39 protein-coding genes are annotated in these 22,140 nt (G+C 67.3%); 37 read left to right on the top strand and 2 right to left on the bottom strand.

All coding sequences use genetic code 11. The annotated features are described in order from the left end of the window. Nucleotides 1-7: 7 nt before the first annotated feature. The 25 genes from ABD120_RS07895 (at nucleotide 8) to ABD120_RS07775 (ending at nucleotide 12,847) form a co-directional block, all read left to right on the top strand. On the top strand, nucleotides 8-334 hold the full coding sequence (locus tag ABD120_RS07895) for a hypothetical protein (RefSeq protein WP_343949062.1): 327 nt from the start codon (nucleotides 8-10) through the stop codon (nucleotides 332-334). Then, complete coding sequence (locus tag ABD120_RS07890) at nucleotides 331-585, top strand: hypothetical protein (protein ID WP_343949061.1); 255 nt, start codon at nucleotides 331-333, stop codon at nucleotides 583-585. The genes ABD120_RS07895 and ABD120_RS07890 overlap by 4 nt, the downstream gene beginning before the upstream one ends. Beyond that, a complete protein-coding gene (locus ABD120_RS07885; RefSeq protein ID WP_343949060.1) occupies nucleotides 582-779 on the top strand; it encodes a hypothetical protein in 198 nt (65 codons plus the stop codon). The genes ABD120_RS07890 and ABD120_RS07885 overlap by 4 nt, the downstream gene beginning before the upstream one ends. After that, on the top strand, nucleotides 776-1,678 hold the full coding sequence (locus ABD120_RS07880) for a YqaJ viral recombinase family protein (RefSeq protein WP_343949059.1): 903 nt from the start codon (nucleotides 776-778) through the stop codon (nucleotides 1,676-1,678). Before ABD120_RS07885 ends, ABD120_RS07880 begins: the two co-directional genes overlap by 4 nt. Beyond that, nucleotides 1,678-3,060, top strand: coding sequence for a recombinase family protein (locus ABD120_RS07875; protein WP_343949058.1), 1,383 nt, complete (start codon nucleotides 1,678-1,680; stop codon nucleotides 3,058-3,060). Before ABD120_RS07880 ends, ABD120_RS07875 begins: the two co-directional genes overlap by 1 nt. A 267-nt stretch (nucleotides 3,061-3,327) precedes the next feature. After that, the gene (locus tag ABD120_RS07870; RefSeq protein ID WP_343949057.1) at nucleotides 3,328-3,762 is read left to right on the top strand and encodes a hypothetical protein; all 435 of its coding nucleotides are present in this window, start codon (nucleotides 3,328-3,330) and stop codon (nucleotides 3,760-3,762) included. A gap of 51 nt (nucleotides 3,763-3,813) precedes the next feature. Beyond that, entirely contained in the window at nucleotides 3,814-4,095 is a 282-nt protein-coding gene (locus ABD120_RS07865; RefSeq protein WP_343949056.1) for a hypothetical protein, read from the top strand. A 2-nt stretch (nucleotides 4,096-4,097) separates the two neighbouring features. Then, entirely contained in the window at nucleotides 4,098-4,286 is a 189-nt protein-coding gene (locus tag ABD120_RS07860) for a hypothetical protein (protein WP_343949055.1), read from the top strand. Further along, entirely contained in the window at nucleotides 4,286-4,669 is a 384-nt protein-coding gene (locus ABD120_RS07855; RefSeq protein WP_343949054.1) for a hypothetical protein, read from the top strand. The genes ABD120_RS07860 and ABD120_RS07855 overlap by 1 nt, the downstream gene beginning before the upstream one ends. Then, nucleotides 4,666-4,917 carry a hypothetical protein gene (locus tag ABD120_RS07850; RefSeq protein WP_343949053.1) on the top strand — a complete coding sequence of 84 codons (252 nt, stop codon included), beginning with the start codon at nucleotides 4,666-4,668 and terminating at the stop codon, nucleotides 4,915-4,917. Before ABD120_RS07855 ends, ABD120_RS07850 begins: the two co-directional genes overlap by 4 nt. Continuing rightward, nucleotides 4,914-5,747, top strand: coding sequence for an SPFH domain-containing protein (locus ABD120_RS07845; protein WP_343949052.1), 834 nt, complete (start codon nucleotides 4,914-4,916; stop codon nucleotides 5,745-5,747). Before ABD120_RS07850 ends, ABD120_RS07845 begins: the two co-directional genes overlap by 4 nt. A gap of 96 nt (nucleotides 5,748-5,843) precedes the next feature. Beyond that, a complete protein-coding gene (locus ABD120_RS07840; RefSeq protein ID WP_343949051.1) occupies nucleotides 5,844-6,635 on the top strand; it encodes an RNA ligase family protein in 792 nt (263 codons plus the stop codon). Beyond that, a complete protein-coding gene (locus ABD120_RS07835) occupies nucleotides 6,636-7,010 on the top strand; it encodes a hypothetical protein (RefSeq protein ID WP_343949050.1) in 375 nt (124 codons plus the stop codon). Beyond that, nucleotides 7,007-7,729, top strand: coding sequence for a RusA family crossover junction endodeoxyribonuclease (locus ABD120_RS07830; RefSeq protein ID WP_343949049.1), 723 nt, complete (start codon nucleotides 7,007-7,009; stop codon nucleotides 7,727-7,729). Before ABD120_RS07835 ends, ABD120_RS07830 begins: the two co-directional genes overlap by 4 nt. Continuing rightward, a complete protein-coding gene (locus ABD120_RS07825) occupies nucleotides 7,726-8,283 on the top strand; it encodes a WhiB family transcriptional regulator (protein ID WP_343949048.1) in 558 nt (185 codons plus the stop codon). Before ABD120_RS07830 ends, ABD120_RS07825 begins: the two co-directional genes overlap by 4 nt. Before the next feature lie 102 nt (nucleotides 8,284-8,385). Further along, nucleotides 8,386-8,739 (top strand): hypothetical protein, encoded by a 354-nt coding sequence (locus ABD120_RS07820; RefSeq protein WP_343949047.1) that lies wholly within the window; start codon nucleotides 8,386-8,388, stop codon nucleotides 8,737-8,739. After that, entirely contained in the window at nucleotides 8,726-9,559 is an 834-nt protein-coding gene (locus tag ABD120_RS07815; RefSeq protein WP_343949046.1) for a hypothetical protein, read from the top strand. Before ABD120_RS07820 ends, ABD120_RS07815 begins: the two co-directional genes overlap by 14 nt. Beyond that, entirely contained in the window at nucleotides 9,556-9,915 is a 360-nt protein-coding gene (locus ABD120_RS07810) for a hypothetical protein (protein WP_343949045.1), read from the top strand. Before ABD120_RS07815 ends, ABD120_RS07810 begins: the two co-directional genes overlap by 4 nt. Continuing rightward, nucleotides 9,912-10,421: a hypothetical protein gene (locus ABD120_RS07805; RefSeq protein ID WP_343949044.1), complete on the top strand. Its 510-nt coding sequence runs from the start codon at nucleotides 9,912-9,914 to the stop codon at nucleotides 10,419-10,421. The genes ABD120_RS07810 and ABD120_RS07805 overlap by 4 nt, the downstream gene beginning before the upstream one ends. Beyond that, nucleotides 10,421-11,011 carry a 3'-5' exoribonuclease domain-containing protein gene (locus ABD120_RS07800; RefSeq protein ID WP_343949043.1) on the top strand — a complete coding sequence of 197 codons (591 nt, stop codon included), beginning with the start codon at nucleotides 10,421-10,423 and terminating at the stop codon, nucleotides 11,009-11,011. The genes ABD120_RS07805 and ABD120_RS07800 overlap by 1 nt, the downstream gene beginning before the upstream one ends. Next, nucleotides 11,008-11,208 carry a hypothetical protein gene (locus tag ABD120_RS07795; protein WP_343949041.1) on the top strand — a complete coding sequence of 67 codons (201 nt, stop codon included), beginning with the start codon at nucleotides 11,008-11,010 and terminating at the stop codon, nucleotides 11,206-11,208. The genes ABD120_RS07800 and ABD120_RS07795 overlap by 4 nt, the downstream gene beginning before the upstream one ends. Further along, on the top strand, nucleotides 11,205-11,405 hold the full coding sequence (locus ABD120_RS07790; RefSeq protein WP_343949040.1) for a hypothetical protein: 201 nt from the start codon (nucleotides 11,205-11,207) through the stop codon (nucleotides 11,403-11,405). The genes ABD120_RS07795 and ABD120_RS07790 overlap by 4 nt, the downstream gene beginning before the upstream one ends. 115 nt (nucleotides 11,406-11,520) lie before the next feature. Further along, entirely contained in the window at nucleotides 11,521-11,940 is a 420-nt protein-coding gene (locus ABD120_RS07785) for an HU family DNA-binding protein (protein ID WP_343949039.1), read from the top strand. A 227-nt stretch (nucleotides 11,941-12,167) separates the two neighbouring features. After that, a complete protein-coding gene (locus ABD120_RS07780) occupies nucleotides 12,168-12,455 on the top strand; it encodes a hypothetical protein (protein WP_343949038.1) in 288 nt (95 codons plus the stop codon). Then, nucleotides 12,452-12,847 (top strand): hypothetical protein, encoded by a 396-nt coding sequence (locus tag ABD120_RS07775; protein ID WP_343949037.1) that lies wholly within the window; start codon nucleotides 12,452-12,454, stop codon nucleotides 12,845-12,847. The genes ABD120_RS07780 and ABD120_RS07775 overlap by 4 nt, the downstream gene beginning before the upstream one ends. 435 nt (nucleotides 12,848-13,282) lie before the next feature. Here ABD120_RS07775 and ABD120_RS07770 read toward each other — a convergent pair whose 3' ends face one another. Next, nucleotides 13,283-13,501, bottom strand: coding sequence for a hypothetical protein (locus tag ABD120_RS07770; RefSeq protein WP_343949036.1), 219 nt, complete (start codon nucleotides 13,499-13,501; stop codon nucleotides 13,283-13,285). Nucleotides 13,502-14,550: 1,049 nt separating this feature from the next. Here ABD120_RS07770 and ABD120_RS07765 point away from each other — a divergent pair. The 12 genes from ABD120_RS07765 to ABD120_RS07710 all read left to right on the top strand — a co-directional run bounded on the left by ABD120_RS07765 (nucleotide 14,551) and on the right by ABD120_RS07710 (nucleotide 21,569). Next, nucleotides 14,551-15,015 (top strand): hypothetical protein, encoded by a 465-nt coding sequence (locus ABD120_RS07765; RefSeq protein WP_343949035.1) that lies wholly within the window; start codon nucleotides 14,551-14,553, stop codon nucleotides 15,013-15,015. Between the two features lie 84 nt (nucleotides 15,016-15,099). Further along, nucleotides 15,100-15,627, top strand: coding sequence for a hypothetical protein (locus tag ABD120_RS07760; protein ID WP_343949034.1), 528 nt, complete (start codon nucleotides 15,100-15,102; stop codon nucleotides 15,625-15,627). Between the two features lie 890 nt (nucleotides 15,628-16,517). Further along, entirely contained in the window at nucleotides 16,518-16,745 is a 228-nt protein-coding gene (locus tag ABD120_RS07755) for a hypothetical protein (protein WP_343949033.1), read from the top strand. 81 nt (nucleotides 16,746-16,826) lie between these two features. Continuing rightward, complete coding sequence (locus ABD120_RS07750; protein ID WP_343949032.1) at nucleotides 16,827-17,606, top strand: hypothetical protein; 780 nt, start codon at nucleotides 16,827-16,829, stop codon at nucleotides 17,604-17,606. Beyond that, complete coding sequence (locus ABD120_RS07745; protein WP_343949031.1) at nucleotides 17,603-18,139, top strand: hypothetical protein; 537 nt, start codon at nucleotides 17,603-17,605, stop codon at nucleotides 18,137-18,139. The genes ABD120_RS07750 and ABD120_RS07745 overlap by 4 nt, the downstream gene beginning before the upstream one ends. Then, nucleotides 18,136-18,501, top strand: a complete 366-nt coding sequence (locus ABD120_RS07740; protein ID WP_343949030.1) for a hypothetical protein — start codon at nucleotides 18,136-18,138, stop codon at nucleotides 18,499-18,501. Before ABD120_RS07745 ends, ABD120_RS07740 begins: the two co-directional genes overlap by 4 nt. A gap of 59 nt (nucleotides 18,502-18,560) precedes the next feature. After that, complete coding sequence (locus ABD120_RS07735; RefSeq protein WP_343949029.1) at nucleotides 18,561-18,686, top strand: hypothetical protein; 126 nt, start codon at nucleotides 18,561-18,563, stop codon at nucleotides 18,684-18,686. Then, nucleotides 18,686-18,925 carry a hypothetical protein gene (locus ABD120_RS07730; RefSeq protein WP_343949028.1) on the top strand — a complete coding sequence of 80 codons (240 nt, stop codon included), beginning with the start codon at nucleotides 18,686-18,688 and terminating at the stop codon, nucleotides 18,923-18,925. Before ABD120_RS07735 ends, ABD120_RS07730 begins: the two co-directional genes overlap by 1 nt. Beyond that, complete coding sequence (locus ABD120_RS07725; protein WP_343949027.1) at nucleotides 18,922-19,389, top strand: DUF6283 family protein; 468 nt, start codon at nucleotides 18,922-18,924, stop codon at nucleotides 19,387-19,389. Before ABD120_RS07730 ends, ABD120_RS07725 begins: the two co-directional genes overlap by 4 nt. Continuing rightward, nucleotides 19,386-20,381, top strand: coding sequence for a site-specific integrase (locus ABD120_RS07720; protein WP_343949026.1), 996 nt, complete (start codon nucleotides 19,386-19,388; stop codon nucleotides 20,379-20,381). The genes ABD120_RS07725 and ABD120_RS07720 overlap by 4 nt, the downstream gene beginning before the upstream one ends. 22 nt (nucleotides 20,382-20,403) lie before the next feature. Then, nucleotides 20,404-20,661: a hypothetical protein gene (locus tag ABD120_RS07715; RefSeq protein WP_343949025.1), complete on the top strand. Its 258-nt coding sequence runs from the start codon at nucleotides 20,404-20,406 to the stop codon at nucleotides 20,659-20,661. 269 nt (nucleotides 20,662-20,930) lie between these two features. Next, on the top strand, nucleotides 20,931-21,569 hold the full coding sequence (locus ABD120_RS07710; protein ID WP_343949024.1) for a hypothetical protein: 639 nt from the start codon (nucleotides 20,931-20,933) through the stop codon (nucleotides 21,567-21,569). On the opposite strand, the gene ABD120_RS07705 is transcribed toward ABD120_RS07710, so the two are convergent. Then, the gene (locus ABD120_RS07705) at nucleotides 21,562-21,972 is read right to left on the bottom strand and encodes a hypothetical protein (RefSeq protein WP_343949023.1); all 411 of its coding nucleotides are present in this window, start codon (nucleotides 21,970-21,972) and stop codon (nucleotides 21,562-21,564) included. The genes ABD120_RS07710 and ABD120_RS07705 overlap by 8 nt on opposite strands. Nucleotides 21,973-22,140 lie beyond the last annotated feature (168 nt).

Here is a 22,140-nt window from a genome sequence, read left to right as displayed (position 1 = left end):
GACCGTCGTGCCTCGACTCACCCCCGCGACGCTCAACATTCGCACCCGGCGCAGCACATGGACCGTGATTCACGCCGACCAGCTCGACGTCGTCATCCGGCGTACACCCGACAACCGTAGCCCCCGCTTCTACGCCTACCGCCACATCGCTGGGCTCGCGTGGATGCAGATCCCCGGCCACTTCTACCGGCTCGACCAGGCCCGCATCGCACTCACGAGCGGGACCGCCAACATGGCGGTGTGGGAGCCGCTGATCGCGCTGCTCGACCTCGCGGCCCAAGCCCAGCCGATCACCAGCGAAAGCGTCGTGGCCGTTGCGGATGGCGAGCGATGACCACGCCCAACGTCGAGACCGACCCAATGCGCGACATCACCAAACAGTACGGCAAGCCCATCGCCATCCTCGCGCTCTACGCCTACCAGCACGAGATGTGCCCCGCCCATAGCCCGCTGCGCGCCGCGCTCGTGGAAAGCCTCCCCGAAGACCTCACCCCCCGAGAGGCGTCCGACCTCGCCGACACGCTGATCGACAAGGTCCGCCGCCACATCCTGATCGCCGAATCCCTCCCGGAGCCCACCCCATGACCAGCACCACCATCAACCCGCCGGGCGAGCAGCCGCCCAGCGAGGACGAGCTCCACGCCTACCTCGGAGCTCTCCAAGACGACCAGCCCGCCGAACAGCGGCGCCACCCGTACCGTCCATTGCCGACGTGGCGCGGCGGACCGGCCTTGGGCGGCTACGGCGAGTGGGAGTACGAGCGCGAGCGTGGTCTGTGACGGTTCTGGCCGCCCACCAGGTCCCGACCATCGAGCCCGGCTCGCCCGATTGGTTTCGCTACATGTCCGCGTCGAAGGCCGCCGCAGTTCTCGGCTTGTCACCGTGGGAGTCGCCGTTCTCCCTCTGGTGCCTCATGGCCGGACTGGTCGACCCGGAGCCCCAGACCAAGGCACAGGCTCGCGGCCACTACCTTGAGCCCGCGGTCGCGAACTGGCTGGCCGACCGGCACCCGGAATACCGGATGCTGCCCGGCGGCACGTGGGTCAGCAATGATCGGCCCTGGCAGCTCAGCTCCCCGGACCGGCTCCTGTACGCCGGGGACGAACTGGCCGAGCTGATCGAGTGCAAGACCGACGCCGACGGCCGCGAATGGGGCAGGCCCGGCACCAACGAGATCCCGCTGTACTACCTCGTCCAGGTGCTGTTCCAGATGGACACCATCGGCGCACGCCGGACCCGCGTCGGCCTGCTCACCGGCAGGCTCGAATTCCGCGAGTACGTCGTGGACTACGACGAGCACTACGCCGCCGTGATCCGCGAGCGGTGCGAGTCGTTCATGGCCTCCCTCCTGCTGGGAGACATGCCCGACCTCGACGACCGCAAGGCCACGTACGAGTCGCTGCGCCGCCAGCACCCCCTGATCGACCGGGCTGGCAAGTACTTCATGGAGCCCGGCCTGGCCATCGAGGTGATCGACGCGCTCCAGGAGCTTGAGTCCGCAGAAGCAGCAGTACTGACGGCCAAGGGCAAGCTACTGGTCGCGATGGGCACCGCCCGCCGGGCCTACTTCAACGGCGACCTGGTCGCTATCCGCATGGCCAAGGGCGCCGAAGGCGTGCCCTTCCTCAAGTTTGAGAAGGCCCTGCCCGACATTTCCGACCTCGTAGGAGCATTTTGATGACCACTGAAACCCTGCCCGCCGTGATCCGCCGCGAGGACACCCTCGTCGAGCGGCAGGAGTACGCCAAGGCCCTGGCTGTGTCGGACCTCCTGCCCGCCCAGTACCGGAACAAGCCGGGCAATGTGCTGTACGCGGTCGAGTTTGGCCGCTCTCTTGGCATCTCCCCGATGGCCGCGATCCTTGGCGTGCACATCATCGAAGGCCGGGCCTGTGCCTCCTCCGGGCTCATCTCCGCGCTCGTGCGGGACGCCGGCCACAGGCTGCGCATCTGGGTCGAACGTAACCCCCAGAACGGGGCGCTGGTGAAAGCGGTCGCCACGATCGTCCGTGGTGACGACCCCGACTTCGAGTTCCGCGCCGAATGGACGTGGGACCGCGCCGTCGCTGCCGGAGTCACGGGCAAGAAAGTGTGGCAGAACTATCGCGAAGGGATGCTGAAGGCTCGCGCCATCACCGAAGTGGCCCGCGAAGCCTGCGAGGAGGCGCTGCGCGGCGTCGGCTACACCCCCGAAGAGCTCGGCGCAGAGGTCAACGAAGACGGCTCCATCATCATCACCGACGCCAGGACGCCGCAGGGCCAGTCCCTCGGTGACGCACTTGGCGTCAACCCCGGCCAGGGCGACGCCGCCCCCCAGGAGACGGGCAAGGCGACCAAGAAGCAGCGCAACGAGATCGGCGCGGCGATGGTCGCCCAGGGCTATACCAAGGACACCGCGCCAGCCTTCTTGTCGAAGGTCGTTGGCCGGTGGGTGCAGAAGACCGAGGAACTCACGAGTGCCGAAGCGGCCCAGGTCATGCACGCCCTCAACGTGGCCGCGCAGACTCCGGCCGACCCGCAGACCCAGGCCGTTCAGAAAGACGACATCCACGAGGCCGAGGTGGTCGACGACGAGGAGCCGCACAAAGGTGAGCCGATCGTGATGATCGGCAAGTCGCAGCAGGCCGAGATGCACGCCCTGCTCAAAGACTGCGGTGTCACCACCGCCTCGGGAAAGGGCTCCACGGCCATCAACGACGAGAAGCGATTCACCTACCTCTCCCATTTCCTCAACCGCCCGATCACGTCGAGCAGCGACCTCACGAACGAGGAAGCCACCCAAGTCATCGCCGCGCTGCGAGAGCTGCGAACCGAGATCGAAGCCGAACGGAGCCTCCACCTCTCCCAGATCGGGGGCCTGTTCCAGGGGCTTGGCGTGGAAGACCGGCTCCGCGACACCTCCGCACTCCTCGGCCGCACCATCACCACGCACGACGAGCTCACCTCAGCCGACCTCGCCACGCTCCTCCGGGGCCTGAACGCGGCCGGAGGCGTCATCGACGCCTGGACCGCGATCATCACCCAGGCGGAGGCCGCCCGCGCTGAGAACAGTCAGAACTGATGCCCCGCTCCACGTCTCCTCAGCACGGGAAGTCCGCAACTTACAACAACCACGGCTGTCGCTGCCAGCCATGTACGGACGCCGTAGCCGAGCAGCTGCGCATCACACGGGCCAACCTCCGAGCGAAGGCGATCTCCCACCCGGAGCTGGTACCGCACGGCACCTCCGGCGCCTATCACAACTGGGGGTGCCGCTGCGATACCTGCAAATCCGCCCAGAAGGCCCGCACTCGCCGCAAGACCACGTGACCTGGAATGGAGACCCATCATGATCAGACAGGTGTTCGTCGCGGACACGCCGTTCAGCCCCGGGCAGATCTACCACCAGGTCAGCCTGGAGGAGATCACCCTCGTGGTGGGCCAGCTCCGCGTCCCGGCCGCGGGAGGCGACTTGAGCGCCCTCGCCGATGCCGAGCAGATCGCCGACAAGCTGGGCCGCGTGGTTGCCGCCTACCACCACGACCTGAAGGTCCGGATCGCCCAGCTTCAACGTGCGAACGAGCAGCGAGCAACCGCCGCCGCGCTGTGTACCTGCGGCCGGCCGGCCGAGCCCGGCATCACACACCGCTCGGACACGCCCTGCTCCCTCGACGAGACCTGCACCGCCGCCACGGCCGAGCCGGAGAGCGCCCTGGGCGACATCGACCCGCACCTCGGCAACGTGGATCGCGTGTTCGCGCCCCCCACCCACGAAGCCACCTAACCCGCAAGCCAAACCGCTTGCGAAAGCCACCTCACCCGAAAGGAGCCCGTCATGGGAGCCACGAAAGGACAGATCGTGCTCAACGGCGACGGCAGCGCCGACTACAGCGTCATCGACTACGACGAGGAGACCGGGCCGTACTGGTACGTCTTCATCGACGGCACCCCGCTCGCACCGGACAGGCCGCTGCCGCTCGCCCGCGCGCTTCGCGAGTCCGAGCGATGCGTCAAGCAGACCATCGAGGAGAAGGACGACTCGGCCATCGAGCTGCGTCCGTGCACTCCCGACGACCTCGAATGGGCGGGCGTCACCGGCGCCGCCGGAGGCCGGTGACCATGATCTTCCTCGTTGTGCTCGCAGCAGCCGCGTACTGGCTGGTCAACTCGTGGCTGATCATGCTGCTGGTCGCCTACCTCCGCCACCAGTGGTGGTCTGCCATCCCCGAGATGAGCTACGGCAACGCCCTCGTCGTCTCCCTCCTGCTCCACGCCATCACGATCGCGATCGGGCGAGGTGGCCGCTGATGAGCAGCTACACCATCGCCAACGAGCCGGGAGCCCCGGAAGGACGGACGACCGAGGTCGGCTGGGACGCGCCGCTGTCCACCTACTTCCTGTCGGCGTTCGAGCCCGGAGACGACCCGGACGGCGACGACACCGAAGTGTTCTGGTACGGCTGCACCCCGGCGGAGGTGCCGACCGTCGACGCGCTCGACGCGCTGCTCGCCAAGCACAACCTCGTCGTCACCGCGCCGATCGCCTCCGCCCTCGTCCAGGACCGCGAGCGTGAAGGCCGCCGGTTCTCCACCCGGCCGACGGCGGCGCTCATCGCAGACCTGGTCCGCCCCATCGTTGACGACGCCCAGCAGGCGCGCATCGACGCCGAACTCACCCGGCGGCCCTCGTGAGATCCGTCATCGTCCTGGCCCTGGTCGCCATCATCGCGATCGCCTTCGTCGCCGTCGTGTGGATCCAGTCCCGAGTCAAGGACGCCCGCGCGAACCAACGCGAACTCGCCCAGCACCGCGAGCTCATCGCCGAGCTCCACCAGATGGCCAGAGAACAGCTCGGCGTCGACCCGACCGCCCAGCTGCTCGACCTCAAGATCCGCAAATTCCACACCCGCCCCTCCACCCGCAAGGACATCCGTTCATGAACCGCAAGCTCACGCCCGTCGCCCTGCTCGCCGTCGCGCTCACGGCGACGGCCTGCACGATCACCACGCCCGAGCCGGACCAGGTCGGCATCGTCTACGACGCCGGAACGTTCTCCTCCACCACCTTCCAGAGCTGCATCAACCCCGGCCAGCAGGACATCTCTGGTCCCGGCGACGCCGCCTACACCTATCCCGCCGGGCAGAGGACGTTCGAGTTCGCCGACAAGCCCGACGCCGAGGCGAAGCCGCTCACCGTCGTGTCCAAGGACAACCTGGAGATGACCGTGTCGGGCGTGGCCACCTTCAGCCTGGCCACCGACTGCAAGACGCTCCAGCAGTTCCACGAGCAGATCGGCCTGAAATTCAAGGCGTCTGACGACGAGGGCTGGCGGAAGCTGCTCGGGGTCTACATCGGCCAGCCGCTCGACCGGGCGATGGACGCCGCAGCCAAGGAGTACGGCTGGAAGGACCTGTTCTCCAACCCGACGATCAAGCAGCAGTGGGAACAGTCGGTCGCCAAGCACGCCGCCCAGTTCATCCAGGAACAGGGCGGCGCGGGGTTCTTCACCAAGTTCGCCGTCACCCTCCAGCAACCGCAGCCTCCTCAGGGCGTCCGTGACGCCCTGGCCGCCGCCCAGCAGGCGCTCGAAGAGGACGCGGCGCAGAAGAACAAGAACGAGAAGGCCAAGACGGAACTGGAGTCCATCCGGGCCCTGGTGGACGTCCTGGGAGCCGAGGGCTACGTGCTCTACAAGGCGATCCAGGACGGCCGGATTCAGGTGATCGTGTCGGACGGACAGGTCAACGTCACCCCCGGCAAGCAGCAGTAGCCGACCCGATCAACCCCGCGCTGACCGACCGCCGCACGCCTCATACTCGCTGCGGTCGGCGGCGCCTCCTCTCTAACTCATCAGAAGGCGACTGCCGTGACTCTCCAACTGTCTGACCTGTACAACGGCGGCCTGCGCGCCCTCGACTCCGCCACCAAGTACCCCTCGATCCCCACATACCACCCGATCGAAATGAGCGCCCGCGGCAAGGGCCGCCTCCTCGAAGAGAACCCGATCAGCTTCACCGGCACCACCTACGCCCACGAGAAGGTGGACGGCTCCAACGCCCGCATCGTGGTCCTCCCGAAGAACTCTGGCTGGCTGATCGGCTCACGCGACGAGATCCTTACCGCCCAAGGTGACCTGGTCGCCAGCCCGTCCCTGCGCATCGTCGAGGCCCTCGCCGAACTTGCCGGGCGCATCGAGAACCGGGCGTCGAGCTACATCCTCACTGCCTACTTGGAGGTGTACGGCGACCGGCGCACCCCGGCCTGGGCCGCCTACGGTGATGGCAAAGGAGTCGCTGCCCGCCTGTTCGACGTCAGCTACGTTCCCGTCGACGTGCTCGACCTGCCGATCGACAACATCGCCTCCTGGCGTGACCACGGCGGCCAGGACTGGCTCGAAGACGAGGTCGTGACCAAGTACGCGGACCGTCACGGGCTGGAACGCGTTCCTCTCCTGTTCGAGATCCCAGGCCATTCCCTGCCGCGCACCATCGACGACATGTACGAGCTGCTTCAGCCGTACAGGACGACCCGCGCCGGTATCAGCGGCACGCCCGGCCAGGCGGAGGGAATCGTCCTCACTTCGTCTGACCGGCTGACCCGGGCCAAGGTGCGGTTCCGAGACTACGAGCGCACCATTCGGCTGCGTGAAGCGGCATAGGTGAAGCCCGTGCTCGCCGCGCTGTGGTCCGCCGACCCGTTCCTGGTGGTCACGCTCGCCGGGCTCGGGCTGATCCTCGCCACAGCGCCCACCAGTCAGCACCGACGACCAGGAAGGAGAGCCATCGTGATCAAGGACGTTCTCGCCTTCATCGGCGGCCTCGTGGTCGCCTGCTGGGCACTTCTCATCGCTGGAGCGTGGCTCGACCACCAACGGGCCAAGCAGCGCCGCCGTAAGGCCGACCGGCTGGCCGCTCAAGCCCAGGCCCGAGCCATCGAGTCGAGCCCGGACGGCGTGGATGACCGCGTCTGGGACCTGTACGTCCACGAGCAGGGCCTGACCAGCATCAAGGCCCCGAAGGAGTGGCGCAAGTGACGGACGACATCCTGCCGCTGGAGCTCACGGCCGACAGTCTGTTCCCCATTGGAGGCCGAGCAGAGGATGCAGAGCGTGCCCTACTCCTATGCGAAGCTCTGGCACCCGGAACTGGCCAGATGAAAATGGCCGTGATCGACGGCGAACCACCGAGCAAGAGCCGCCCACGTTTCAAGCGAACGGGAAAGCCGTACAGGACCAAGGAAGACGTCGACGCCGAAGCTCGCACAGCGCAGCAGCTTCGGAAGGTCTTCGACCGGCCGTGGACGGGAAACGTCGCGCTGGGCTGTGTCTTCTTTCGGCCTAACAAGCAGCGCATCGACGTAGACAACATGATCAAGCACGTTTGCGATGCGGCGAACGGCATCGCCTGGAACGACGACTCCCAGGTCACAGCGGTGTACGGGGTGGCTGAACTCGACCCTCAGAACCCCCGGACTGTCATCGTCTTCGCTCAGCACCGTTCGACGCTCACCAGAGGAACAGACAACGTTCGACCTTGCGAATACTGCGGAACTCTCTTCGAGCTCGTCGGGCGGACCACGAAGAGGTTCTGCACCGCTGCCTGCTCATACAAAGCCAGGGGTTTCGACCTGTCCAAACCGGTTGTGTGTAAACAGTGCGGCGAGCTATTCCGCCGGACGACGAAAGCCCAGATTCTATGCTCGCGCGCGTGCCGGGCGGAGAGCGTTCGCGGCCGGCAGGACGTGACTGCTTGATCCGCACCGTCTTCGGCGAGGTACCCGACTGGCATGCTCGCGCGGCCTGCATCGGCCAGGCACTGGTCATGTCGTCCAGGAAGGCCGCGGGCATCGCCGAGGCGAAAACCATCTGCGCCAGGTGCCCAGTCATCGACGAGTGCAGGACGTGGGCCGCGGAGCTCACGGAGGATCAGGACCCGGAGATGGTGATGGGCGGGCTCACGTTCGTGGAGCGTCGTCGTGGCCTGCCTTCCCAGCCCCGTCGTTGTACGGCCTGCAACCGGCTCAAGACCGTCGAGGAGTTCGGCCGGCGCAAGGAAGGCAAGTACGGCCGCCAGTCGACGTGCCTGGAATGCACCCGGGCCAAGGCGAACGCCGCCTACCGGAGACGCATCGCCAAGGCCAAGCCCGTGTCCACGGGCTTTCGCCTCTGTCCCGGCTGCGGACGGGAGAAGGCCGACGCGGACTTCGGGCGGCGCCGCACATGCGTGACCTGCTCGATCGACGCGCACCACAGCAGCCAGCAGCGCAAACGCGACGCCCCCACGAAGACCAGTGAGGCAGCAACGTGACGCCGGACGACGTCGGCGACTCGGTGCCGATCCTCGTGGTCGGTCACCAGCTTCCCCTCTTCCAGCTCCGCCCCATCGAAATCGCCGCCGAAAGGACGCCAGATGATTCCCCAGGGATACGAGCTATCCCTTTGCGGGCTGTGCCGTGAGCCGATCCTGTGGACCGTGACCGACGCCGGACGGCGGCTGGCGGTCAACCCCAAGCCCGCTCCCACGGGCAACACCGCCTGCTACCGCGTCGGACCACGCGCATGGAAATCCAGGGCCCTGCACGGGGTCGAGGCGTTGCCCCGCCAACCGTGGGAGGACGTGTTCATGCCGCACGTCGCCACCTGCGCCCGCGCCAACCCCGTCCCAGCCGAACTGCCCGCTGTCATGCCGTCCAACGTGGTCCGGCTCGACCTAGCCCGCCAGCGCCGCGCCGTGAAAGGAGCCTGCCGAGATGCGACACGGTGAGTACGCCACCTACACCGCACAGAAATGCCGCTGCACGGAATGTAGGGCGGCATCCGCCGCCTACGCCCGCGAACGGTACCGGCTCCAGACGTACGGCAGGTGGAAGCCCTTCACCGACGCTGAAGCTGTCCGCGACCATGTGCTGAACCTGCGCCGGTACATCTCCTACGACGCCATCGCCCTCCTGGCGCAGGTCCCTGCGCGCAGTATTGACCTGCTGGTGTACGGCCGGGACGGCTTGTCCGGGTCGGCCCGGATGAGGACGGAGACCGCAAGGCGGCTGCTCGCGGTCTCCATCGACCTCGACCGGATGCCCGACGAGATGCGGCTCAACGTGGCCGGTAGCCGCCGCCGCATCCAGGCGCTCATGCTGCGCGGCTGGGCCATACCGCTCGTGGCCGAACGGTGCGATGTGCCCCGCTGGCAGCTCGACAAGGTGCTCAACGTGGCGCTGATCTTGCGGGTGTTCCAGGCTCGTGCGATCCGCGATGTGACCGCCCGACTGTTTGACCAGGATCCGCCACTCACCAACCGCAGTGAACGGCACACCGCCGCCATCGTCCGCAACCGCGCGCGACGCAACGGCTGGGTGCCCTTGGCGGCCTGGGACGACATCGACGACCCCGACGCAGAGCCCGACCTCGGCACCACTGTTCCTCGGGCCCAGGCCATCGCCGAGGACGCAGCGTTCCTCGCCGAGCAGGGCCTGACCCCCAACGAGGTGGCTGAGCGCCTTCGGATTTCCCGCGGCTACCTGCAGAGAGTCAAGGCCGCGCCGCAGCCCCAAGCGCCTGACCGTCCACCGATCGGAGATTCGTGAGAACACTCAAGGAAGCGCCCTACGACCAGCACGGCAACCTCATGCACTACCCGCAGGACGACCACCGGCGGAATCCCGAGACCGGCGCGTACGCCGTGGTGCCGCCGGACTGGAGGCCGATCACCGAATTCACCGCGACGCTCACCATGACGGGTCGCCGCCGTGGCTGGTCGGCCGCCTACTTCATGTGGACTGACCAGGACGGACACGAGTGGCCGATGTTCCTGGCCGATCTCGACCACCTGATCCGCTCGGCCACGATCGCCAACGGCGTCGTCACCGGCACCTGGACAGTCGGCAAGCGCGGCGCCAACTTCGGGGTCCGCTACGTGTCACCGGCCGAGGACGACGCGTGAAGCACCGTCCCAGCTACGCCGACCGGCAGCTCAACGCGAAGCCCCGCGGCGCGCACGACAAGTGCGTGGACGGCGAAGACCATGCCTGGAAGCCGCTGTCGTTCGTGTTCGAGTGCCAATTGCTCGACGCGCATGGCCGGGTCCAGATCCGCCAGCCGAACACGACGGCCGCCCAGGTGTACTGCGTCTGCCTGGGCTGCCGGTCGTGGACGTACGTCGAGACCGACTGGGTCGGCTTCTATCTCGGAGGGCCGGAGCACGTCGATCCGACGCTCGACAATCCGGACGCCGTGGTCGTAGAGAGCGCCGAGCCGGAGCGGTGCGAGTGGTTCGTGTGGGTCGGCCAGCCGTACAGCGCGTGCGACCGGTGCGGCGGACCGGCCTGGGAGCACCGTGGCCAAGAGACCCATATGAAGGGCGGCCCGTCCGGGGCCGCTGAGCCAGCCCGCCGCCCCTGGGCGCCAGGCATGGCAGACCACATCCGAAAGAAATGGGAGAGCATCTGATGCGCATCTTCTACGACACCGAGTTCCTCGACACGGGAGCCACGATCGAGCTGATCTCGATCGGGCTCGTCGCCGACGACGGCCGCGAGTACTACGCCGTCAACGTCGACGCGCCGTGGCAGAAGATCGCGAAACACGACTGGCTGATGGAGAACGTCGTCCAGCATCTTCCGCTGGTCGACGGCATCCGGAGGGGCCCGCTCGGTGGGCTGCCGCAGTTCCGGATCGACAGGGCGAACGTGACCGTCAAGCCTCAGTGGGTGATCGCCAACGAGGTGCGCGAGTTCATCTTGTCGACGCCGGAGCCGGAGCTGTGGGCCTACTACGCGGCGTACGACCACGTCGTTCTCGCGCAGTTGTGGGGGCCGATGGTGAATCTGCCGACTGGTGTCCCGATGTTCACGTGTGACCTGAAGCAGGAGCATGTCCGGTTGGGCCGACCGCCGCTACCGTCCCAGGACGGGGGTGAGCACCACGCGCTGGCCGACGCCCGCCACAACCGGACGATGGCCGCGCTGCTGGACAGCCTCGCTCGGCCGGTCGAGCTCCTCGAACCCGTCGAGCTTGACCCCGAGGGGGCTGACGCGTGAAGACCTGGAAGCGCTGGCAGGTCATGGCGGAGAGGAAGCTTGTGGGCCGCTTCACCGAGCCGACCGTTGACCGGTATCTGCTGCCTCGCCGGTTCTGGACGAGGCCCGGCGCCGAGCGGGACGCGCGACGCCGTCGCGCCCAGGCCGAGCTGGAGCGGAAGCCGCACGTCACGTACTGGGTGGTGGAGGCGCCGTGAATCCCAGGGTGCAGGTGGGCCAGGTGTGGGCCGACAACGACAAGCGTGCGTCTGGGCGTACGGTGCGCGTCGAGAACGTCGACGGCCGGTACGTGCAGGTCGTCGATTCTCGTGGCCGCCGAAGCCGCATCCTCATCGAGCGGATGCGGCCGACGTCCACCGGATACCGGCTCCTCGAGGAGGCTCCTGATGCATGACCAGCGCGTCGTGAGCAGGGGCACGCCGATGCGGCGGGTGCATGCGTGACGGCAAAGATCAGTAAAGCGAGACCTTCCCTCAAGGCCCTCGGCACGTTGAGGGAGAGGGGAGCGGGTGAGCGCTCGACTGATGGGCGAAGTCGCCGGCTGGCTCGGTACGGCCGCCGCCGAAGGGCTGACTGCGGCCGAGCGGCTAGTGCTGCTGATCGTCGCCGAACGGGCGAACGAGCACAGCAGGCGCATGTGGTCGCACCGTGGCGACCGGCGTGACGACGGGACGCGGATCACGCTGACCGAGCTGATCGCCGACCGGGCGGGGTTGACGCCGCGCGGCCTGAACGACGCGTTGCAGCGGCTCGCCCGGCGGGGCCTGGAAGTGCGGGTGCAGATCGGGACGGACACGCGTGGCCGACCGGTGTTCGCGCGGAAGGGTCACGCGGTCGACTACGAGCTTCCGTTCCTGCCCGCGTCGTACGAGCTACCCCCGCGACCTGTGGATAACGGGTCGCCAGGACCCCCGGAACGCGACCGGTAGGTCACGCCACAACGTGACCTAAGAGCCCGATAGGTCACGCCACAACGTGACCAAAGACGCTCTTAGGTCACGCCCCAGCGTGACCCCATCCCTATAAGACCTATCCCTCTAACACCTTCTATCCCTAACGCGGGCCGGGGTCTCACAACCTAAGGAGGAAGGGGACGAGATCACACCCGGCGGGATGTGGAAAACCCGCAAGCAGAATCGCCAGCAAGGAACCCACGATGACCGACCCCGAGAGCCTCGACCGTCAAACCCGGGCCGCCGTAGCCGCACTCGCCCACCACATCCGCGAACGCGACAGCCAGGACGAACCCACCGACCCCGACATCTTCGCCCTCGAACACCTCCACGCCCTCAGCAGGCAAGGCTGGCAACCCACCAACGCGCGGCGGCCCGAACCGTGGACCACCGGCCAACGCCAACGAGTCACCGACACCGCACGCCGCAGCGCCGAACTCGCCCGCGAACTTCTCCGCCAACCCACCAACGACCACCAGGAGCAGCAATGACCACGCCCACCCGCACCGACTGGCGCGGCAACCCCTACACGATCGGCACCACCGTGCTCTACGCCCGCAGAGTCAACAGCAGCAGCGAGATCGCCGAAGGCGTCGTCATCGACATCCACGACGTCGTCCGCGGCCGCCGCACGTACCGGTGGGTCCGCGCCGACCCCGACAACCCCATCCACCAGACGATCACCGGCCGCGACCGCCAAACCCGCGTCATCATCCAGCCCACCGGACGCGAGAGCAAAAGCTGGCGGCTGAACACCCGCCAAGTCCGCGACGAGAACGGGATAGGTCTCTACGACGAGCACGGCTCCCCGCTCTTCGAGCCGGTCACCCATTCGCCTGTCACCCTCACCGCGCTGGCGAACATCACCGTGATCACCCCATGAGCCGCACCACCCTGCCCAGCGTCGCCATCGCCTGCGACACCAACGGCTGCCACATCGCCTTCGTCCGCGTCAACGACACCAGCATCGAACGCTGCCGCACCGAAGCCGCCCGATGAGGCTGGATCCACTGCACACTCGGAGGCGACCACTGCCCCCAGCACACCTACAAGCCCAAGCGGACACTCCTCGACCGCATCACCCGGCGCTGACCAGCACAAACAAGCACGCCCCCAGCTTCACACCTCGTCGCTGCCGGGGTTGACCTTCTGCGAATCGTTCGCGCAATGCGCGCAAAGCTTCACACGAGACGCACGCTAGACGGTCACAGAATCGACGCTGAGACACAAACAAGGGTCGGTCGGTATCACTGGATACCCCCGACCCTTTCGTGCGCTCAGAGACGACTACAGCGCTTCGACCCTGGTCGGACCAAGATCAAGACGTCCCTGTCATGCGCTGCACCCGCCGCCGAGCCGTCTCCGACCACACTCCGAACGCCGCCAGCGCCACATCCTTCTGCTGCACGCCCAGCTCGAACCGGCACTTCATCACCAACTCCCGCTGGAGCCGCTCGAACCTCGCCAACTCGGCCGACACATGCTTCAACTCCTCAAGCGCCACCCGCTGCTCATCCGACAACTCCCGCTCAGCCACCCCGCAAGCGTAGACACAAAATGTCCCACATGAAAGCAGCGTCAACCAAAGTTGCCACACCCAAAACCCCGCACCCACAGACAACCCACATTGACGCCCAGCGACAGAAACACCCGCCAGGCAGGGAAATGCCGCCCCATAACGTCAGCTAGACGATAAGTTCTATCGTGATCAATTTGTGTCTTATTTGAGACTGATTCGTGCTGGTTTGCCTTGGGCTAAAACGACACATTTTGTGTCGTGATGACATTCACCGAAGCCCGGCGGGGCATCGCGACACTGGCCGCGACACTCGCACTCACGGGCACAGTAACCGCCGCTATCTCAGCGGCACAGGATGACCCGCCCGGCGGCACGCCGGGACCGGCGGCCACCGTGACCACCACGGTCACGGAGTTCGTGCCGGTCACGGGTCCGCCCGGTCCGCCCGGACCGAAGGGCGACCCCGGACCTCAGGGTCCGGCCGGATCTCCCGGACCTCAGGGTCCGGCAGGTTCCCCCGGTCCGGTCGGCGCGTCCGGCAAGCCCGGCGAACCCGGCAAGGCGGGGGCGGACGGGAAGCCCGGTGCCCAAGGGCCCAAGGGCGAAACCGGCCCGTCCGGCAAGCCCGGCGCGGACGGGAAGCCCGGACCTACCGGTCCCTCTGGCTCTACCGGCCCGCAAGGGCGGACGGGGCCGCGCGGCATCGCCGGTCCGAAGGGTGACCCCGGACCCACCGGACAACCCGGACCCACGGGCGCACCCGGCAAGCCGCAAGCGGAACCGCAAGCGGCCTCCACCAGGCGGGAGAACCCCCTCACGGACGCCGGACTCGCCAGCGCTGACAAGGGCATCCCGCCCACGGTCGGCCTGACGGTCGGTGCCGTCCTGCTGGCCGCCGCTATCGGTGTGGGGCTTTGGCTCCTTCGCCGCAAGCGGAAGCGCAAGCCGGAAGCCCCCTCCAAGCCCGCCACGTCCACGGACACGGGCGAAGAGACGCAAGTCCTGTAACCCCCCCGGCGCTCCCGCCCCATGCGGGAGCGCCACCCACAACCCCGAAAGGTGCGACCATGACCAGCTTCACCGCCGCCGAGATCATCACCGGCATCGCGGACGCGCTTGCGGCTTACTCCAAGCTTGAGCGCAGCATCAAGTACGTCGGCGGCATCGTGCCCGCTCTCTGGGCGGACGCTTACGTCAACGGCAAGCTCGACGCGGACAACGTCCCGCTTGACGGGCTGGTCAAGGCGACGGACGCGAGCGACCCGGCGCACGTCCTGACGGACGCCAAGGGCGGCAAGTGGATCATGCGCAGCAAGCGTGGTCTTGCCGCTCTCGGCGGAGACGCCGCGTATCTCCAGCCCATGACGCACGCCGCGTTCCGCGCCGTAATCGACAAGCTTCGTGCCGACGCTGCGGAAGCCGAGAACCGCGCCAAGGACGCGGAGCTTGAGGCGCTGCGCGCCAAGGTCGCCGAGCTGGAGAGCAGCGGCAAGCCCGCTGCCAAGCCCGCCGCCAAGCCCGCCGCGAAGTAGCAGCACCGGCGCGCGGCTCACGGGCCGCGCGCCGCCCCACCCGACCTAGCCAGTCACTCACCCTCACCCGAACGGAGCAACATCATGCGAATCCTGGTCAACATCAAGACGCCGCTTCTCCGCAAGGCAGAGCGCTACGGAATCGACGTCCCCCGCGTCATGCACGACGCGCTTGCCGCCACCGTGAGGCGGGCGGAAGCCGCCGCGCCGGTCAAGGTGTCCGACCGCATCGCCGCCGCCAACCTGTGTGTTGAGACTGCGGCGGACGACTGGGCGGACATGCTGCACATGGCAGACCTGGTCGCGCCGGTCCAGACAGAGGAAGCGGCGTCCGGCGTGCGTCGCGCCATCGTTAACGGATGGGACGCGCAGATCTGCGCGTGGCTGACTCACAAGCCCGCCGAAGTGCGGATCACGGTCACTACGGGCATGACGATCTGGAAGAACCTCGCCGAGATCACGGCGACGGCCGCGCGCAAGCACTCGGTGCGCACGCCCGAGCACATCGAGAAGCGTTACGCCGACTCGATGGCGGCGCTTGCCAACGACATGGCGAGCGCCAAGGCGGAGCTTGCGAAGCACGTCGGCGACGTCGTGCCGCGCCGCGCCTAACAGCGCCAAACCGGAGCCGCCGCACGCGATCACCGCGTGCGGCGGCTTCCGCGCGTCCGGGGGGTACCCCCCCAAGGCCGGCCGCCGGCCGCGCTGCTGTTGGTGTCGCGTTTCGCTGGGGTTGGCGGATGATGGGTGTCATGTGGGTGGATCTTGATGGTGCTGCGGCGCGTGTGGGTGTGTCTCGTTCGACGGTGAATCGGTGGCTGGCGTCGGGTGTGCTTCGGGCGTGGGTGGTTGATGGGGTGTCGGGGGTGCCTCGGTTGCGTCGGCGGGGGGAGTCGGGTGGGTTGGTGCGGGTGTCGGAGGTGTTGCGGGTTGAGCGGTTGATGCGGGGGAGGAGGGGGCGGCCGGGGGCTCGGGTGTCTGCTGGGTGGGGTGGTGGAGGAGGGTGGTGATGAGTCCCTTGATGGACCACCAGATGAAGACGGTGAGGGAGATGGCGCCGCTGGCGGCCATGATGGTGAGGGTGAGCTGTTCTAGGAGCTCGCGTATCGTGCGGAGCCATTCCACTTGTTCTCCAGGTCCGCAGCGGTGCTGCCGGGCGGCCGGTGTCGTGGCTCCCAGTGCACGATGTCGCTCTTGATCGTTGGCGTGCGCTGGCGACGTGGTCGCTCGGTGGCGGTGCTGCGTGTGGAGTTGTGGTTGGTGTCCGGTGTTGCGTTGGCGGGCCGGGTGGGAGCCTGTAGTGCGCCCGGCTGTCTTTGTTCGATTCTGCCGTGTGTGGCGGGGTTGTGTGGCGCTGCGACCTTGATCGTCTCTTAGAATTTTGTTCTGTCCGGATCTTTCGCGAAATGTCGGTAATTCACGATAGGGTTCCCTTATCATGGGTTAGAAACCTTGATCATCTCGCTAGCCACGGGGTGATCCCCTCACCCGAAAGAGGCAGGATGAGCAACGCGCGCAAGAGCCTGAACGTCACGGAACTCCGTCCGGGGATGCGAGTCCTGGACCGCGACATCGTCGCCACGTCGGTCCGGCACTGCGCCTGCAGCATGCCCAACCCGGACCTCGTCACCGAGGTCCGCCCGGCACGCAAATACGCGCACATCACCTTCGGCAACTACACGATCGTGAAGGTGCCCCTCGACCGGGCCGTCTCGGTCGCATCCGCCTAACCATCCCAGCCCTACCGGGTCGCGGGCACTAGCCACGTCCGCGACCCCTCTTCTGTTCCTCACCCGAAACCGGAGCCACTGATGAGCGACGATGGCTTTCAGCCGACCAACTTGTTGTACGTCCGACCGAACCCGGACACGCCCGGCACGCTGGAGATCCTCGACCAGACGCTGTACCCGACCACCCTCCGGATCTTCCACTTCTACGGCCCGGCAGCCCCGGGCAACTTCTACGACGACCGAGCGGTGTACGAGGCGCTCGTCGAGGCCGACCATCTGTGGGTTGGCGACATCGAGCTCGGCACACTGAACCACCTGTTCGCGTTCGCGAAGCTGTTGCACGAGGAACTCACCGGGGACGGCAACGAGTTCTACGGGTCCGGCTGGACCTGCCTACACGTACGCCCCGTCCAGAACAGAGACGTGACCAGCCCAGACAAGTTGACCCCCGGATCAGCGCTCTCCGCCAGGACGCCGATCCCCTCACCCGAATCGAGCGGAGAAACGACCACACCTCACGATCTGCGGGCGACCTTTTGCGCCCCGCTTCTGGAGCCTCACGGTGTAGGCGGGACGATATCCCTCCGGGACCTCGTCACGCAGACCCAGATCATCCATCCGGAGTGGTCCGCCGCAATGATCCTCGACTGGATCGACGGCGAAGGACACCTGTACCAGCTCGCAATCTTCAAGCACCTGCCAACGAAGCCTGGCCGGATCCTGATCCTCTTCAGACTCAGCCTGGCGGACCCACCCATGTACGGTGCGTTGCTCGACCTCGTCGAGGAAGCAATGGCCGACAACGCCAAGCATGGCGTGCTCGCAGGCACCCGCAACGTGAAGGACGACGACGCCTCATGAGCACCCCCTCCACGGCGACAACGCCGACGATGCTGTACACGCGGACAAACCCGAACCGGCCCGACAGGATCGAGATCCTCGACCTCACGCCGGATTGGGACGACCTGATCGTGTGGGCTGTCCACTTCAATGGCGACACCGCGCCCGCCGACTTCTACCAGGACCTGCCCGAGGTGGACCAACTCGTCGAGGAGGGCGAACTGTGGGCGGGCGAGCTGGAGCGCGCGACGACGCCAGCCGGGCTGCGCGCCTACCTCGCGGGCATGTACAACAGCCTGACCGAGACCAGCCACGAGTTCTACGGCGGCGGCTGGGTCCTCATCAACGGTGATCCGCCCGGCCGGATCGTGTTCCTGACCGAGTCGGGGCCCATGCGCGAGGGTGGCACGTCGGTCTTCCGTGTCCTCTACACCGACGACGGCCGCATCCTGGGCGGCGGGTTCGCTTCCGGCGACGAGCTGGACAAGTGGGAGAAGGACCTGACCGAGGACGGCTGGGCGGTCGAGATCATCAGGGCGGAGGACGCCCGATGATCGGCCCGGCGCTCCTGAGCCTGACAGCGACGCGCACCGAGATCCTCGACTTGCTCGACCGGCCGGACTCTGGTTGGACCTGTCAGGGTGAGCCTGACGAGACCGGGCTGGTCACCTACCTGACGGTTGATCGGCAGTGGGTTCAAGTGCCCGCCGTCGATGGGGGAACCTGCGAAGGTGATATCGAGCTGCTGCGCGAAGTGGTCCACCGGATCAACGCGGTCGCGCTCGGACTGGACCCGCAGCGCAACAGCGAGGACGCGGTCGCCAGACTGGCACACGTGGTCCGGCTAGCGCAGGGTCTGCACCAGTGGCCAAACATGGACCTAGTGATCGCAGCGGCGACCGGCCTCCCTTCCTGACCGACCCCTCCGACCGGCGCCCCCCGCGGGCGCCGGTCTTCCCCCCGAAAAGAGATCACATGAACGAGATACAGCCGCAGCGCAGCCCCATCACGCTCACTCCCGAGGAGTGGCAGTCGGGCGATGTCCTGCTCGACATCACGGAACAGCGGAACATCCCTACCTGGGCGCGCGGCGATCACTGATGACGGAGCACAACGACCTCACTGACAAGGAACGCCTCCAACTGGAGAAGATCCGGCAGGGCCTCGCCGAGTTGGGCGTCACCAACATCACGGTCTGCCCAGCCCCGCAGCCGACCACAGCGCTCCCGCCAGCTGCGACGCGTCTGGCGGCCAAGCGAGTCAAGGCTTGCTGGATCGGGGGCGCGCTCCTGGCCGGGCTGCTCCTGCTCGCGTGGGGCATCTACGCGCTGGTGGCATGATGAGCGGGCCGCTCATCCTGAGTGTCCACGACGGCGGCGACCGCGTCTGGGGGGTCGCCTCGCTCGAAGGCGGCGGCGATGACTTCCAGTCCGAACCATGCGCACGCTGCCCGTGGCGGAAGGACGCCCCAGTGGGCGCGTTCCCGGCCGAGGTGTACCGCCACTCGGCGCGCACCAGCTACGACATGTCCGACCAGGTGTTCGGCTGCCACGCCGCCGGGTCACGCCGACCGAGGACGTGCGCCGGTTTCCTGCTGAGGGGCGCGGCGCACAACCTGGCCATCAGGTTGCGGCTGTCCCGAGTCGACTTCTCGGCGGTGCACTCGCCGGTCGAGCTGTACGACAACTACCGGGCGATGGCGGTCGCGAACGGCGTCTCGCCGGATGATCCCGCGCTGGCAGCATGCCGCGATGACGAGTTCGTCACGTACTTCCCGTACGACGGCGATCGGAGGCGGCGATGAACGGCGAACTGGCGACGCTCCCGGGCGGCGTCCTGGTCCTGGACGACGAGGTAGCGGAGCGCCTAGCCGCGCTCGACCAGGCGGCCATCGCCTACCTTGACGAGACGACAAAGCCGAACACCAGGCGCGCCTACGGCGACGATTGGAAGGCGTGGACCGCGTTTTGTGCCGATCTGGGCATCCCGACCGGCGCGGCGACGCTCGGCACGCTGGTCGGGTTCGTCAACTGGCTGTACGCGGCCGGGAACGCGCCCTCAACCGTCGACCGGCGGCTGGCGGGCGTGTCGGTGACCTTCCGGGATGCGGGCCGGCCGATCGACAAGCCGGTCATGCAGGCCGCCCGGAAGGCGATGGCCGCAGAGGCGGACAACCTCGCCCGTGCCAACGAACGGCGCGGCCGGGGGAAGGCCCCCGCGGTCACGGTCGCGCAGCTGCGGCTGATGTGCCGGGCCTGCCCGAACGACACGCTGGCTGGGATCCGTGATCGGGCGCTGCTCCTGATCGGGTTCGCGGTCGCGGCCCGCCGGTCGGAGATCGCGGCGCTGCACGTGTCTGACGTCGACCAGGTCGAGGAGGGGCTCCTCGTCAGGGTCCGGTACGGGAAGCGCGGCGCCCGCGAGGTGGCCGTGCCGTACGGGTCGAACCTGCTCACGTGCCCGGTCCGAACGTGGCGGGCTTGGCTGGCCGCGTCCGGCTTGGTGGAGGGGCCGGCGTTCCGGTGGATCGACCGGCACGACAACCTGCGGGATCGCGGACTGTCCGGCCAGGCGGTCGGGGATGTAGTGACCCGGGCTGCTAGGCGGGCCGGGCTGGCGGGCCGGACATCGCACGGACTGCGCTCGGGCCTCGCGACAGAGGCCCGCCGTGCCGGGCACGACGCGGTGTCGATCGCGGCGCAGGGCGGCTGGTCACCTACGTCTAGAGATCTATTCGGCTATATGCAGATCGTGGACCGGTGGACCGACAACGCCGCCGCCGGGCTCGGCCTGTAGCGCAGAAAGGTAGGTTGCGACTATGGACAACGACGCGGACGGCGAGCACACCGTCTACCGGCGTAGGCCGAGCTCGGACCACTTCGCTGGCAGCGAGGAAGAGCAGGGCGTGGTGATGAGAGCGGAGCTTGCCGCGAGCGGCTTCGGCGTCGAACCTCCTGCATCGACGCGCCCGTACCGCGACCATCCGTTGGGCAGCAGGGCTGCCATCGCGGAGGAGCTGGCCGCACGAGGCATCAAGGTGGAGCGTGTGATCACGTCCGATGACGTGCCTGAATGACCTGGGCAACGCGCATTCACACGCAGTTGCGGTTTGCGGCGGCTTGACAAGCGTGCGTAGGGTGACGCCCATCGTGAGACGAGTGTCTCCACGGCCATGATCTACCCCTTGAACGGGCCCCGGACCTGCACAGGTTTGGGGCCCTCACCATGAACGCGGGCATGTCCTGCACAGCGGTCCCGAGCCGGTCGCGGCTCTCATCTGGGGGAGTGAAGCGCGCGACCGGCCCGGGAACCCAACAACGCCCCTCTGCCCGAACGAGGTGGACCTTGACGGCATCCCGCTACATCGAGCACATGGCGCTCGCCTCCATTCCGCGTGCCCCTCGCAACCCCAAGGACCACGACCTCGACGGCATCCGCCGCGCGATCGAGCAGTTCGGCCTCCTCATCGCGGGCGAACTTGACGACCGGACCGGCCGTCTGGTCGTCGGTCACGGTCGGCTCGAAGTGCTCGAAACGATGAAGGCGGAACGCGCGGGCGCTCCGTCCGGCGTGCAGGTGGCCGACGATGGCGAGTGGATGGTCCCGATCCTGCGCGGCTGGGAGTCCCGGTCCGACGCGGACGCTGAGGCGTACCTGATCGCCGCGAATCATCTGTCCGAGAAGGGCGGTTGGCACGGGCAGGGCTTGGCGGAGATGCTCGCCTCGATCGCGGCGATGGACGCGCAACTGCTGGCCGCGACCGGCTACGACACGGACGACCTGGCGGACCTCGAAGAGGCGCTGAACGCCGACCGCCCAACCTTCGACGAGGACGACGAGCAGCTCCCGGAGCCCGGTGACGCCGACGAGGAGGACCGCCCGACTGTGTGGGGTGTGGTCGTCACCTGCGAGAACGAAGATCAGCAGGTCGAACTGCTCCAGCGCATGGTGAAGCAGGGCTACAAAGTCCGCGCCCTCATGTGATTGGGATCGGCCCATCGGCGTCCCAGTAAGTAGCCTCCCCCCAACGTGTGGTGGCGATCCGTATCACAGAGAATCCTGCCGCCTCTAGCTCATCAAAGGAATCAAACCGCAGCTCGCACGATGCGCAGAAGAACACCTCGGGGAAGAGCAGATTGGCCTCTTCGCGCCCTTCGAGCGAAAGAGGAATCGGGGAGATTGCCTGCAACTCTTCGGCGCCCCACTCTATGCGCCCCCACACGGACGCATCTGAGTTGTTGCAGGCAGGACAGACCTCTGAGAGTTGCATGATCGGGTAGTCGATGTGCCTGTAATCCGGCCTGAAAAAGGTATACGAGGTCGGCATGAGCCCTTGGCGCGCGGCGTCCAACGCACCCTGCTGGTCCGGGGGCACCATGCTCATCACACGGGCAAGATGCTGCTTGGCTGCTGTGATCTTGCGCTTGACCTCGTGGTCGATCTCAGTGAGTGGGGTCCTCTCCCCGATGTGTGGACACCTTGAGTACCGGATGATGGAGATCCGGAGACAAGGAGTTCCCCGTGGCGATGAAGTCGTACCCGCCGGAGTTCAAGG

The organism is Nonomuraea longicatena, from assembly GCF_039525605.1.
GTDB lineage: Bacteria > Actinomycetota > Actinomycetes > Streptosporangiales > Streptosporangiaceae > Nonomuraea > Nonomuraea longicatena.
Note: the sequence above shows the minus strand (reverse complement) of the source record. Positions and strands in the feature narration are given on the sequence as shown.

What these genes read in the sequence shown, in the direction of transcription:
- ABD120_RS07890 (WP_343949061.1), top strand. Translation starts at nt 331, where the DNA reads ATGACCACGCCCAACGTCGAGACCGACCCAATGCGCGACATCACCAAA.
- ABD120_RS07885 (WP_343949060.1), top strand. Translation starts at nt 582, where the DNA reads ATGACCAGCACCACCATCAACCCGCCGGGCGAGCAGCCGCCCAGCGAG.
- ABD120_RS07875 (WP_343949058.1), top strand. Translation starts at nt 1,678, where the DNA reads ATGACCACTGAAACCCTGCCCGCCGTGATCCGCCGCGAGGACACCCTC.
- ABD120_RS07870 (WP_343949057.1), top strand. Translation starts at nt 3,328, where the DNA reads ATGATCAGACAGGTGTTCGTCGCGGACACGCCGTTCAGCCCCGGGCAG.
- ABD120_RS07865 (WP_343949056.1), top strand. Translation starts at nt 3,814, where the DNA reads ATGGGAGCCACGAAAGGACAGATCGTGCTCAACGGCGACGGCAGCGCC.
- ABD120_RS07860 (WP_343949055.1), top strand. Translation starts at nt 4,098, where the DNA reads ATGATCTTCCTCGTTGTGCTCGCAGCAGCCGCGTACTGGCTGGTCAAC.
- ABD120_RS07855 (WP_343949054.1), top strand. Translation starts at nt 4,286, where the DNA reads ATGAGCAGCTACACCATCGCCAACGAGCCGGGAGCCCCGGAAGGACGG.
- ABD120_RS07845 (WP_343949052.1), top strand. Translation starts at nt 4,914, where the DNA reads ATGAACCGCAAGCTCACGCCCGTCGCCCTGCTCGCCGTCGCGCTCACG.
- ABD120_RS07820 (WP_343949047.1), top strand. Translation starts at nt 8,386, where the DNA reads ATGATTCCCCAGGGATACGAGCTATCCCTTTGCGGGCTGTGCCGTGAG.
- ABD120_RS07815 (WP_343949046.1), top strand. Translation starts at nt 8,726, where the DNA reads ATGCGACACGGTGAGTACGCCACCTACACCGCACAGAAATGCCGCTGC.
- ABD120_RS07800 (WP_343949043.1), top strand. Translation starts at nt 10,421, where the DNA reads ATGCGCATCTTCTACGACACCGAGTTCCTCGACACGGGAGCCACGATC.
- ABD120_RS07780 (WP_343949038.1), top strand. Translation starts at nt 12,168, where the DNA reads ATGACCGACCCCGAGAGCCTCGACCGTCAAACCCGGGCCGCCGTAGCC.
- ABD120_RS07775 (WP_343949037.1), top strand. Translation starts at nt 12,452, where the DNA reads ATGACCACGCCCACCCGCACCGACTGGCGCGGCAACCCCTACACGATC.
- ABD120_RS07765 (WP_343949035.1), top strand. Translation starts at nt 14,551, where the DNA reads ATGACCAGCTTCACCGCCGCCGAGATCATCACCGGCATCGCGGACGCG.
- ABD120_RS07760 (WP_343949034.1), top strand. Translation starts at nt 15,100, where the DNA reads ATGCGAATCCTGGTCAACATCAAGACGCCGCTTCTCCGCAAGGCAGAG.
- ABD120_RS07755 (WP_343949033.1), top strand. Translation starts at nt 16,518, where the DNA reads ATGAGCAACGCGCGCAAGAGCCTGAACGTCACGGAACTCCGTCCGGGG.
- ABD120_RS07750 (WP_343949032.1), top strand. Translation starts at nt 16,827, where the DNA reads ATGAGCGACGATGGCTTTCAGCCGACCAACTTGTTGTACGTCCGACCG.
- ABD120_RS07745 (WP_343949031.1), top strand. Translation starts at nt 17,603, where the DNA reads ATGAGCACCCCCTCCACGGCGACAACGCCGACGATGCTGTACACGCGG.
- ABD120_RS07740 (WP_343949030.1), top strand. Translation starts at nt 18,136, where the DNA reads ATGATCGGCCCGGCGCTCCTGAGCCTGACAGCGACGCGCACCGAGATC.
- ABD120_RS07735 (WP_343949029.1), top strand. Translation starts at nt 18,561, where the DNA reads ATGAACGAGATACAGCCGCAGCGCAGCCCCATCACGCTCACTCCCGAG.
- ABD120_RS07730 (WP_343949028.1), top strand. Translation starts at nt 18,686, where the DNA reads ATGACGGAGCACAACGACCTCACTGACAAGGAACGCCTCCAACTGGAG.
- ABD120_RS07725 (WP_343949027.1), top strand. Translation starts at nt 18,922, where the DNA reads ATGATGAGCGGGCCGCTCATCCTGAGTGTCCACGACGGCGGCGACCGC.
- ABD120_RS07720 (WP_343949026.1), top strand. Translation starts at nt 19,386, where the DNA reads ATGAACGGCGAACTGGCGACGCTCCCGGGCGGCGTCCTGGTCCTGGAC.
- ABD120_RS07715 (WP_343949025.1), top strand. Translation starts at nt 20,404, where the DNA reads ATGGACAACGACGCGGACGGCGAGCACACCGTCTACCGGCGTAGGCCG.